Genomic DNA, 11696 nt, shown 5'->3' with positions numbered 1-11696 from the left:
CGCCGCGGCCGGCTGCGGCGTGCTCTTCGACGACTTCAACTACGCCTCGCCCACCGACGGCACCTTCACCCAAGCCGGCTGGACCACGCGCAACGACGTCGGCAGCCCCGGTGTGCCCGGCGCCCGCTGGCTGACCGGCAACATCAGCTTCCCGACGGTGAACGGCGAGCGCGTCGCCCAGCTCACCGCGAGCACCGACGGCAGCGCCGCCGGCACCACGCACGCCGAGCTCTACCAGAACCAGCTTCGGTTCTTCGAAGGCACGTACGCCAGCCGCGTCCGCTTCACCGACGCGCCGGACAGCGGTCCCGACGGCGACCACGTCAACGAAACCTACTTCACGATCTCCCCGCTGCGGTACGACCGCGACCCGCTCTACAGCGAGCTCGACTTCTCCGAGTACCTGCCCAACGGCGGCTGGGGCGGTCCGCAGGCGAACTACCAGACCAGCTGGTACACCTACTGGAACAACCCGAGCTGGGACGGCCTGCGCACGTCCACCGCGCAGAACCGCAGCTTCGCCGGCTGGCACGACGTCGTCACCCAGGTCTCCGGCGGGCACGTGAAGTACTACCTCGACGGCGTCCTCACCGCGGACCACACCACCGACGCCCAGGGCAACCCGGTGTACCCGCGCACGCCGATGTCGATCAACTACAACATGTGGTTCATCGACACCGCCGGCCACTCGAGCGGGAACAGCGTCTACACCGAACAGGTCGACTGGACCTACTACGCGGGCAACCAGGTCGTTTCCCCGGCCGACGCCGTCGCGCAGGCCGGGCGGTACCGCTCGAGCGGAACGTCCCATGTGGACAGTGTCAGCGGCTGCACGACCCCGACCACCCCGCCGCAGACGACCACGCCCACCACCCCGACGACACCGACCACCCCGTCCCAGCCCGCTAACTGCTCGACGGCGGCGGAATGGGACTGGGGCACGGTGTACCTGGAGGGCCAGCGGGTGAAGCACAACGCCCACCTCTGGCAGGCGAACTGGTGGACCCAGGGTTCGGAGCCCGGCCTCACCGCCCAGTGGCGCGACCTCGGCCACTGCTGACTTCCCGGGAGCTCCTCATGCGCAGCCGCACCCTCGCCACCGCCCTGGCCGTCGCCGCCGTGACCGCCACCGCCTGCGACACGGTCACCCCCGCTCCCGCCGCGCGCGGCGGCACCCTGACCGTCTGGCTGATGAACGGCGACCTCAGCGACCGGGCCACCGCGGCGATCAGCGCCGCGTTCGAGAAGGCCACCGGCGCCAAGGTCACCGTGCAGATCCAGGAATGGGACAACATCAACACGAAGATCAGCACCGCGCTGGCCCAGGACACCACGCCGGACGTGATCGAAATCGGCAACACGAACGTCCCGCTGTTCGCCGCCAACGGCGCGCTGACCGACCTCACCCCGCACCGCGACGCGCTCGCCGCGGGCCAGACCTGGCTGCCCGGCCTGGCCGGACCGGCCACTGTGGACGGACACCTCTACGGGGCACCGCTGTTCGCCGGCAACCGCGCGGTGATCTACGACAAGCAACTGTGGGCCGACGCCGGGGTCACCGCCCCGCCGAAGACCCTGCCGGAGCTCACCGCGGCCCTGGACAAGATCAAGGCGAAGCACCCGGCCCCGGACTTCTCGGCCTTCCACTTCCCCGGCCGGTACTGGTTCGGCGCGCTGCAGTTCGTCTGGGACGCCGGCGGGCAGATCGCCACGCAGCGGGACGGGAAGTGGACCGGCGCCCTCGAAAGCCCCGAAGCGCAGAAGGGGCTGCAGGCCTGGAAGGACTTCCAGAACGCCTACTCCTCCCCCGCGTCCCGCAACGTCGACACGAAGGCCCCGGACCAGGCCGCGATCTTCTCTTCCGGCGGCGCCGCGGCCATCCTCGACACGAGCGTCAACACCGTGCTCAAGAACAAGCCGGACCTGAAGGACCGGCTGGGCACGTTCCCCTTCCCGAGCGCCACACCCGGGAAGACGCAACCGGTGTTCCTCGGCGGCTCGGACCTCGCCGTCGCCGCCAAGAGCCGCAACCAGGACCTGGCGCTGGCCTACCTCAAGGCAGCGACGGACCCGGCCGTGCAGCGCGACGCCATCGCCGGCATCGACGGCTGGACCCCGATCTCGACCGAGCTGATCGACCGGATCACGCCGACGCTGCCGCCGCTCAACACGGCCTTCGCCACCGCGGCGAAGACCAGCGTCGCCACCCCGGCCGCCCCCGGCTGGGCGACCATCGAGAGCGACAAGTCCATCAACGGTTTCTTCGCCGACATCGCCACCGGACGCCGGCCGATCGCCGAAGCGGCCCGGGAGTTCGACGCCCACCTGACCGAGGCGCTGGGCGCCCGCTGACCGGCGGGGTGGCCCGGCCGACCGCCGTCCCCGCCGGACCACCCCGCCCCTGTTCCGCGAAGGAGTCCCCGTGCTGCTCGAAAAGGCGCGCACCCGGGAAAGAACGCACCGCGGTTCCCTGGTGCCCTACGGCCTGCTCCTGCCCGCCGCCGCGCTGCTCGGCCTGGTGCTCGGCTACCCGCTCGTCCGGCTGATCGTCATCTCCCTGCAGGACTACGGCCTGCGGTCGCTGTTCACCGGCAAGACGGGCTTCGCCGGCGGCGACAACTACGCCGCCGTCCTCGCCGACCCCCAGCTGCTCCCGGTGCTCGCGCGCAGTATCGGGTTCTGCGCCGCGCTGGTCATCGGCACGCTCGTGGTCGCGTCCGGGGTCGCCCTGCTGCTGCAACGCCTGGGCCGCCGGATGCGCACCGCGGTCACGTTGTGCCTGATCGCGGCGTGGGCGCTGCCGAACGTGGCGTCCACCCTGGTCTGGCAGTGGCTGTTCCAGCCCGGCTACGGCGTGGTGAACTGGCTGCTGACCCGGCTCGGCCTCGGGGACCTCACCCAGCACGACTGGACGACGAGCCCGGCGTCGGCGTTCACCCTCGTCTGGCTGCTGGTCGTCTGGCAGTCGGTCCCGTTCGCCGCGCTCACCCTGCACGCCGGTCTCTCGCAGATCCCGCGGTCCTACTACGAAGCCGCGGCACTGGACGGTGCCGGGCCGTGGCGGGTGCACCGCACGATCACCGTCCCGTTCCTGCAGCCGATCCTCGGCCTGGTCACCATCCTCTCGGTCATCTGGGACTTCACCGTGTTCAACCAGATCTGGATCCTCACCCAGGGCGGCCCGGCCGGCGGCACGACGACGCTGGGGATCTGGACGTTCACCCGCGCCTTCAGCCGCAACGACTTCGGCCAGGGCGCGGCGATCGCCGTCGTCTCGGTCGCGCTGCTCGTCGGCCTGACCGCCGTGTACGTGCGGCGGCTCGTCCGCTCGGGGGAGGACCTGTGATCCGGCGGCTCGGCCGAAACCTCGCGGCCGCCCTGTTCTGCCTGGTGTGGATCTTCCCGGTCTACTGGATGGTGCTCACGGCGTTCAAGCCCGCGGGCCGGATCCTCCAGCCGACGCCCGAGTTCCTGCCCGTCGACGTCACGCTGGACAACTTCGCCGGCGCGCTCGCCAAACCCGGGTTCGTCCAGGACCTGCTCAACAGCGCCGTGGTCGTCGTGGCGGTCGTCGTCCTGTCCATCGTGGTCGCCTTCCTCGCGGCGACGGCGTTGACGCGCTTCCGGTTCTTCGGGCGCCGCAGCTTCCTCATCGGCGTGCTGGTGCTCGAGATGGTGCCGGTGCCCGCCTTGGTCATCCCGCTGTTCCTGAGCCTGAAGAGCGCGCACCTGCTCGACACCCTGCCCGGGCTGGTCCTCACCTACGTGGCACTCGTGCTGCCGTTCACGATCTGGACGTTGCGCGGCTTCCTGCACGGCATCCCGGTCGAACTGGAGGAAGCGGCGATGGTCGACGGCGCGACACGCGCGCGGGTCATGCGCTCGGTCCTGCTGCCGCTCGTGCTGCCCGGGCTGATCGCGACCAGCGTGTTCGCCTTCATCACCGCGTGGAACGACTTCCTGTTCGCCTACGTGATCATGAAGGACAGCTCGGGGTACACGCTGCCGGTCTGGCTGGTGTCGTTCAGCACCAGCACGGGCACCGACTACGGCGGCCTCATCGCCGCGTCGACCCTGTTCGCGCTGCCCGTCGTCGTCTTCTTCGCGCTCGTGCAGCGCCACCTGGTCGAAGGCATGACCGCGGGCGCGGTGAAGGGCTGATGCTCATCCCGCGCCCCGCGCAGCTGACCCGCCACGCCGGGTCCTGCGTGCCCACCGGAATCCTGGCGGGCCTCGGCACCCACGGCCCGGCCCGGCTGCTCGCCGCGTACACCGGGCTCCCGCTGGTCCACAATGGACCGGCCATCCGGCTCGCGCGGAAACCGGGGCTCGGGCCGGAGGAGTACACCTTGGAGGTCACCCCCGGTCGCGCGTTGCTCACCGCGTCCACGGAGGCGGGCCTCCTCGCCGGCGTCCAGACGATCCGCCAGCTGTCCCCGCGGCTGCCGTGCCTGACGATCCGCGACGCACCCCGGCTGCCCTGGCGCGGAGTCCTGCTCGACGTCGCCCGGCACTTCATGCCGCTGGAGTTCCTCCGCGAGTTCGTCGATCTGCTGGCGCTGCACAAGTACAACGTGCTGCACCTGCACCTCACCGACGACCAGGGCTGGCGGATCGAGATCCGCGGCCGGCCCCGGCTCACCGAAGTCGGAGCGTGGCGCGCGGAGTCGATGGTCGGGCCCGCGGGCAGCAACGTCTTCGACGGCGTCCCGCACGGCGGTTTCTACACGCAGCGGGAGCTGCGCGAACTGGTCGCCTTCGCCGCCGGACGCGGGGTCCGGATCGTGCCGGAGATCGACCTGCCCGGACACGTGCGCGCGGCGCTGGCCGCCTACCCGTCGCTGGGCAACCGGCCCGAGACGGCGCTGCCGGTGTGGACGGAGTGGGGCATCAGCCCGGACATCCTCGGCGTCCACGACGAGGCCTTCGCCTTCTGCCGGGACGTGCTGGAACAGGTCGCCGGCGTGTTCCCGTCGCCGTACCTGCACATCGGCGGCGACGAGTGCCCGACCACGCAGTGGGAGACCAGCCCGGTCGCGCGGGCCACCGCGGCCCGGCTCGGGGTGCGCCCCGCCGAACTCCACCCGTGGTTCCTCGGCCGGCTGAAGGACGTCGTCACGGACCTGGGCCGCCGGGCCGTGTGCTGGGACGAGACCGGCCACGCGGCGGGACGCCTGCCCGCGGACCTGGTCGTCACCGCCTGGCGCGACGCCGCCCACGGCGCGCTCGCCATCAGCCGCGGCCACCAGGTCGTGATGGCGCCGCACACGTCGACGTACTTCGACTACCGGCAGAGCGAGGATTCCGACGAGCCGCCGCACGGGCCCGTGACGACACTGGAGGACGTCTACCGCTTCGATCCCCTGGAAGGCGGGCTGCCGGTCGCCACGGGCACCTCGCCGGGAGTGCTGGGCACCCAGGCCCAGCTGTGGACCGAGCACGCACCGACCCCCGGCCACGTGCGGCACCTGGCGTTCCCACGGCTGTGCGCACTGGCCGAACGGGCGTGGTCACCGCCGGGCCGCGGTTATGCTGACTTCCACCAGCGCCTGACCGGGCACCTCGACCGGCTCCGGGCACTGGGCGCCCTGCCGAAGGAGCGCGTCCGGTTCGCCGGCGCGCTCGGAGCACCCGGGAAGACATCGCCTTGACCGTTGCCGACCAGCCGGCGGACCGGCCCAACACGGTGAAGCGCGACCGCGTCCGGCGGCACCTGCTGAAGGTGATCGAGAACGCCGGCCCCGGCACCGGGCTCGCCTCCGAACGGGACCTGGCCGCGGAGCTGGGCGTCTCGCGCCCGACCGTCCGGGCGGCCATCGACGAGCTGACCCGCACCGGGCTGCTGGTGCGCCAGCGCGGCCGCGGCACCTTCACCAGCCCGCAGAAGGTCACCCAGGAACTGGCGACCGGCCTCGCGGTGCCGCCCGCGGAAGGCCACTGGACCAGCCGGGTGGTCGCGTTCGCCGTGTCACCGGCCCCGCGGTCCCTCGCCGGGGAGCTGGAGCTCGAGCCGGCCGCGCCGGTGCTGCGCGTGACCCGGGTCCGGCACGTCGACGACGAACCGATCGCGATCGAGCACCTGGCCCTGCCCGCGGCCCTGGTCCCCGGCCTCCGCCCGGCGGACCTGGAGGCGGGCAACTTCTACCGGCTGCTGCGGGAACGCTTCGGCATCGCGGTGGCGGAGGCGGTGCAGACGATCGAGCCCGCGGTGACCGACCCCGGCCAGGCCGAACTGCTGGAAATCGCGGTGTACGCACCGATCCTGCACATCGAACGGCTCACCCGCGACGGAGCAGGCCGAGTCGTCGAACTGACCCGCTCGGTCTACCGCGGCGACCGCTACCGCATCACGTCGAAACTCCGCTTCGACGCCGAATCCGGCTAGGGCTTGTCTGACAATGCCTTGGTCCAGGTGATCACCGCGTGGAGGACGACCGCTGATCGGTAGACGATGGCGAGCTTGTCAAAGCGAGTGGCCAGGCCACGCCATTGTTTGAGCAGGTTGAAGCGTCGTTCGACGACGTTGCGGCCGCGGTAGTCAACCGGATCGAACGCCGGTGGTCGGCCGCCGCGGGAACCGCGGCGTTTGCGGTGCCCGGCCTGATCAGCCGGCTCGGGGATCACGGCGGTGATGCCACGGTCGCGCAAATGCCCGCGGATTGCTCTGGAGGAGTAGGCCTTGTCGCCGCGGACGCGGTCGGGTCGGATCCGCGCCCGACCGCCTCCGGGACGAGCGACATGCAGGTGCCGCATCAGGTGCGGAAACATCGGTGCGTCTCCGGCCTGCCCGGACCCGACCAGCGTCAACAGGGGCCGTCCGTTGCCGTCGACAAGGTGGTGCCCCTTGGTGCTCCACCCGCCGCGGGAGCGGCCGATCGCGTGGTCAAGCGGCTCGGCGAGCAGATCCGTGTAGTTCGACCCAGCCCCCTGTGGGGCGGGTGATGTTGGTGGCGTGCTGATGCGCCCGAGCGATCGTGGAATCCACCGACACCGACCAATCCACCAGGCCAGCCGCGTCGGCTTCGGTGAGCAGGCGCTGCAGCACGATGTCCCAGGTGCCGTCGCCGGCCATCCGGCGATGCCAGGTCCAGATCATCTGCCACGGACCGAACACCGCCGGCACGTCTCGCCACGGAATCCCGCACCGATACCGGTAGATGATCCCCTCGACCATCGCGCGTGCATCCGAGAACGGCCGCCCGCGCTTACCAGTGCGGACCGGCAGCAGATCCTCGATCAACGCCCACTGAGCATCCGAAAGCAACTGAAACCGCGACACGACCGGCAGCATCCCAGCAACCAGCCGACATGTTTATCAGACACGCCCTAGTACTCCGGTGGGGTGCGCCGTCAGCCGAGGGCGTCGAGCAACTCGCGCTCCCGCCGCGCGCTGAGGCCCGCTCGCCGTTCCCGGTCCAGCCCCTGCTCGCGTTCCCAGCGCACCGTGTCGGCCAGCAGCTCGGCCCGGGGCCGGTGCCGCAGACCCGCGGCGCGCGCCGCCGACCCGTCCCGCGCCGACCACCCTTCCCAGCCCGGCTCGACCAGCCACATCGCCAGCGACTCCGGCCCCATGTATTCGGCCACGCCCTGGGCGAGCAGCCACTCCGCCCCGGCCGTCACCACCGGACCGGTGTGCCCGCCGGCGGCGCGGGACAGCTCGACCCACTCCCCGAACGGCACGACCGGACCGACCGCGTTGTAAGTGCCGGTAGTCCCCGTCTCCGCGGAGTCGAGCAACCAGGCCGCGAGGTCCCGCACGTCGATCACCTGGGTGGGCACGCCGGGGGTGTCGGGCACCAGCATCGGCCCGCGCGGATCGCGGGCCGCGCGGGCGGCCCAGTAGCCGGAGCGGCCGGTGTGATCGCCCGGGCCGCCGATGAGCCCGGCTCGCGCGATGAGGAGGCGGTCGCCTGCCGCGGCCGTCGACGCCTGCTCGCACGCGACCTTCGCCTCGCCGTACACCTCGCGGTCGGCCTCGTCCCGATCCGTCGGGGCGAGCAGCGCCGCCGACTCGTCCGCCCCCGGCGTGGCGTGGGAGGCGTAGACGTTGCCGGACGAGACGTACACCCAGTGCCCGGCCTTGCCGCCCAGCGCGTGGAGCGCTCCGCGGACGAAACCCGGCTGCCACGACACCTCGACGACCGCGTCCCAGACCCGGTCGAGCAGGGGCTCGTACGCCGACGGGTCGCGCCGGTCGGCCGCGACCAGTGTCGCGCCGTCGGCGACTTCTCCGCTCTCGCCCCGCGCGAGGCAGGTCACCCGGTGGCCGCGTCCGATGGCCTGCCGGGACAGCTCCCGGGCCACCCACGCCGTCCCACCCAGAACCAGGATCTCCATACCGACACACAAGCACCAAGATCACCGCCGGGCCAGCGAATTCGCTCACAGCTGACGACCGGCTTCCGGCACATGGATCTTCGCGCCGGCCGGGAAACGCTTCTTCTTAGCCGATCCTCGTTACCCGAACGAGTGAACGGGGTCGGCGTCCGGGTGACGGCCGCGGCGAAACCCGCTCGTCACGACAGGTGTCCACCGCGGCAGACGGCCCAAGAATTGCGCCGTCCGCATCGCCTTTTCGGCGCCCGGGTGAGAGCACTTCAACCGCACTACTGATCCGGCATAGGATTTTCCTTCGGCCAGGAAACAATTCCTGGACAAATTCTGTCCATTTTCCGGAATCGAGGAACGACCATGCGAAGACGCATGCTGGGGGCGGTCCTGCCCCTGGTGCTCACGGCGGCCACCGCCGTCCCGCTGCCCGCGGCCGCCGACCCCGCCCCGGCGGTCTCGGCGCTGACGAAGTCCGTGCAGGGCACCGGTTCCCCGGCCGCGCACGGCGCGACCGCGAACTGGGTCGTCGGCTACGAAGACCACGCGACCACGACCGGCGCCGCCACGATCACCGACGCCGTCGGCGCCGGGCAGGCCTACCAGTCCGGCTCGCTGCACGTCCCGCCTGGCTGGACGCCGCAGTGGTCCACCGACGGCAGCACGTTCACCGGCACCGAACCGGCGTCCGGCGTCACCACGGTCCGCGCGGCGAACCCCGCCGCGGGTCCCGACGCGACCCAGCTGACCGGCGCCCTCACCCCGCCCGTGCAGGCGGTGACCACCGCGACCGGCGGCGACGGCTTCACGCCGATCCTGTACCGCACCCCGGGCGGCACGCTGCAGGCCTGGAACATCTACCACCACCTGGGGGCCACGTCGCCGAAGGTGGTCTGCACCGAACTCGCCACCGGGGCGCGGTGCGCGGGCGGCCCGTGGCCGAAGGTGCTCAACACCGCACCCGGTCCGCTCGGCACCCTGGGGGCCGGCGACATCGCCACCACCATGGTCGAGCAGTACGTGCGGGATCCCGCGGCACCCTCGAAGGTCTACTACCCCGCCGTCACGGCGGCTTCGGTCGGCGTCGCCTGCCTCGACATGGCGGCCTCGGCCAACTGCGGGTACTGGGCGTTGGCCGCCACCGGCGGATCGCCCGCGGTGAGCGGCATCACCGGGATGGTGGAGACCGGCGGCAACGTGTACGGCCTGATCAGCAGCGGCGCCGTGGTCTGCTGGACCATCGCGACGCAGAGCGCCTGCGGCGGCCAGCCGTACGCACCGATCGCGCCGGCCATCAGCGGCAACGCGTACGTCTACGGCGCACTGGACGTCGTGGCGGGCAAGGTGTTCGCCTCGTCGTCGAACCCCGGCACCGCGCAGCAGCCCTCGCTGGGCTGCTTCGACCCGGCGACGGCCACGGCGTGCGCCGGCTGGGCTTCCTGGCGGCCGACCGGACCGGCGGGGAACTTCACCTACAACGCCTACACGGCGTTCGGCACGACCGGCGCGCCCGTGGGGGTGTGCTCGTCGACGACCGGCGGCACCAACGTCACCACCTGCTACGCCCTCGACGGTTCCGCGCTGCCCGCACCGCCGGGCGCGGCCGCGCTGCCGAACGGGACGTACGTCTTCAACCCCGAGGTCGTCACCGACCCGGGTGGTCACCTGCGCAGCTACCTCCCGGTCTGGAACGGGGGCATCGCGGGCGCGGCGGTGTGCCACGACTGGACCACCGGAACGGCGTGCGCGGGGCTGCCCGCCCGGATCACCCACCCGTCGGTGAACGGGGGCGCCACCCGGGACTACGGGTACGCGTACGACCCGCCGTCGGGCTGCTTGATCGGCCTGGGCGACGCGGGCGTGCTGTTCTCGATGGACCCGGCCACCGGCGCCACGCCGTGTGTCCGCTCCGGCGGGCAGGTGACCCTGCGCCCGGGCGACTTCTACTGTGACGGCGGAAGTCACGTCCAGGGCTACACCTCCGCGCGGCTGACGGGCGTCGACCCGGCGAACGTCGACTTCGCGGCGTCGCGGGTGACGGTCGTCGACCAGGACAACGCGGTGGTACCGACCCCGGGCTTCGCCCCGGACGGCTCGGTCGACCTCACCGGCGTCTCGGTGGCGGCGCACCCGTCGATCACGGTGACGACGACGCTGGTGCTGCACAGCGCGGCGGGCTTCAGCGGTGCGCTGGTGGTCGACTTCGCGGGTGACGCACCCCAGCTGTGCTTCCGCACGACGATCTCGGCGGACTGCCTGGTGACGTCGGTGGCGAACACGGCGACGGGCACGGACTCGACGGGGTCGTTCACGTCCAACACGGTGACGCTCCCGGTCGCCCCGGGCGCGTCGTGCACCCCGAAGGTGACCGTGGAGAAGGAGATCTGCACGGCGGTCCACCCGGCCCAGTGCGGCCCGGGCGGCGCCGGGCCGTGGGCGAAACAGGCCCCGGTGGGCCTGCTCGGCGTGCTCGCGGCGTCGGCGTACTGGCGGATCACGGTGACGAACGAGGGTCCGGTGGGGATCACGTCCGCGCAGGTGGTGGACACCGTGGAGCCGTCGTGCCAGACGGGTCCGTTCACCTTGGCGGCGGGCCAGTCGAAGCAGGTGTACTGCGCGACGTACGCACTGCTGAACCTGTTCCCGATCACCAACAAGGCGAAGGTGAGCTACCTGCCGGTGAACGTCCCGCCGGGCACGCCTCCGTCCACAACGGACTGGTCGGCGGCCAAGGCCTGTTCGCTGCTGTGCAGCCTGTAGGGAGGTGACGTGATGGCGCCGGCCGGCTCGGGAGCCTTCGGCGAGACGGCCGGCGCCATCAGGACCGCGCACAGCGGCACCGCCATCGCGATCGCCGCCAGCACGAACACCGGGAACAGGAAGGAGAACACCTCCGCGCCCGCCGGGTCCGGGGCGTTCATGTCCATGCTCATCCGGACCGCCGCCATGCCCGTGTAGTGCATGCCGGTCACCGCCGCGCCCATGACGAAGCCGGCCAGCAGCCGCAACGAGAGGCGGTCGAGGAAGACCGCGAACCACAGTGCCGCGGTCGCCGCCACCACGGCGATCACCACCGACAGCGCCACCAGGCCGCCGTCGTAGCCGAAGTCGCCCTTCACCCGCAGCGCCGACATCCCGGTGTAGTGCATGAGGTTCACCGCCAGGCCGGTGATGACGCCGCCGAGGGCGAGGCGCCACCAGCCGAACTTCGCGCGGCCGCCCACCACCACGAGCCCGGCGAACACCGCCGTCACCGAGAGGACCGCGGACAGGACCGTGCGGAAGATGTCGTAGCGGACCGGCATGCCCGGGGTGCTGAAGCCGAGCATCGCCACGAAGTGCATCAGCCAGATGCCGACGCCGCCGAT

11 protein-coding genes are annotated in these 11696 nt (G+C 71.8%); 7 read left to right on the top strand and 4 right to left on the bottom strand.

Going from position 1 to position 11696, the window contains the following annotated elements; genetic code table 11:
* The 6 genes from CCN39_RS41500 to CCN39_RS41475 form a co-directional block, all read left to right on the top strand.
* On the top strand, positions 1-1060 hold a 1060-nt coding region (locus CCN39_RS41500; RefSeq protein WP_086851830.1), incomplete at its 5' end, for a carbohydrate-binding protein.
* 17 nt (positions 1061-1077) lie between these two features.
* On the top strand, positions 1078-2352 hold the full coding sequence (locus CCN39_RS41495) for an extracellular solute-binding protein (protein ID WP_208630614.1): 1275 nt from the start codon (positions 1078-1080) through the stop codon (positions 2350-2352).
* A 70-nt stretch (positions 2353-2422) separates the two neighbouring features.
* The gene (locus CCN39_RS41490; RefSeq protein ID WP_086851823.1) at positions 2423-3346 is read left to right on the top strand and encodes a carbohydrate ABC transporter permease; all 924 of its coding nucleotides are present in this window, start codon (positions 2423-2425) and stop codon (positions 3344-3346) included.
* Positions 3343-4161 carry a carbohydrate ABC transporter permease gene (locus CCN39_RS41485; RefSeq protein ID WP_086851821.1) on the top strand — a complete coding sequence of 273 codons (819 nt, stop codon included), beginning with the start codon at positions 3343-3345 and terminating at the stop codon, positions 4159-4161. Before CCN39_RS41490 ends, CCN39_RS41485 begins: the two co-directional genes overlap by 4 nt.
* A complete protein-coding gene (locus CCN39_RS41480) occupies positions 4161-5651 on the top strand; it encodes a beta-N-acetylhexosaminidase (RefSeq protein WP_086851819.1) in 1491 nt (496 codons plus the stop codon). Before CCN39_RS41485 ends, CCN39_RS41480 begins: the two co-directional genes overlap by 1 nt.
* Positions 5648-6385 (top strand): GntR family transcriptional regulator, encoded by a 738-nt coding sequence (locus tag CCN39_RS41475; protein WP_244211240.1) that lies wholly within the window; start codon positions 5648-5650, stop codon positions 6383-6385. The genes CCN39_RS41480 and CCN39_RS41475 overlap by 4 nt, the downstream gene beginning before the upstream one ends.
* Here CCN39_RS41475 and CCN39_RS52280 read toward each other — a convergent pair.
* Genes CCN39_RS52280 through CCN39_RS41465 form a run of 3 tightly spaced genes read right to left on the bottom strand, consistent with a single transcriptional unit; the run spans position 6382 to position 8337 of the window.
* The gene (locus tag CCN39_RS52280) at positions 6382-6876 is read right to left on the bottom strand and encodes an IS5 family transposase (RefSeq protein WP_244211241.1); all 495 of its coding nucleotides are present in this window, start codon (positions 6874-6876) and stop codon (positions 6382-6384) included. The genes CCN39_RS41475 and CCN39_RS52280 overlap by 4 nt on opposite strands.
* 7 nt (positions 6877-6883) lie before the next feature.
* Positions 6884-7291, bottom strand: a complete 408-nt coding sequence (locus tag CCN39_RS52275) for a transposase (protein ID WP_244211239.1) — start codon at positions 7289-7291, stop codon at positions 6884-6886.
* Between the two features lie 59 nt (positions 7292-7350).
* Positions 7351-8337, bottom strand: a complete 987-nt coding sequence (locus tag CCN39_RS41465; RefSeq protein WP_086851816.1) for a Rossmann-fold NAD(P)-binding domain-containing protein — start codon at positions 8335-8337, stop codon at positions 7351-7353.
* A gap of 354 nt (positions 8338-8691) precedes the next feature.
* On the opposite strand from CCN39_RS41465, the gene CCN39_RS41460 reads away from it, so the two are divergent.
* Entirely contained in the window at positions 8692-11088 is a 2397-nt protein-coding gene (locus CCN39_RS41460) for a DUF7617 domain-containing protein (protein ID WP_086851814.1), read from the top strand.
* Here the strand turns inward: CCN39_RS41460 and CCN39_RS41455 are convergent.
* On the bottom strand, positions 10998-11696 hold a 699-nt coding region (locus tag CCN39_RS41455), incomplete at its 5' end, for an MHYT domain-containing protein (protein WP_244211238.1). The genes CCN39_RS41460 and CCN39_RS41455 overlap by 91 nt on opposite strands.

Source organism: Amycolatopsis kentuckyensis, assembly GCF_002155975.1.
Classification (GTDB): domain Bacteria; phylum Actinomycetota; class Actinomycetes; order Mycobacteriales; family Pseudonocardiaceae; genus Amycolatopsis; species Amycolatopsis kentuckyensis.
This window is presented reverse-complemented; position numbering and strand designations above follow the sequence as displayed.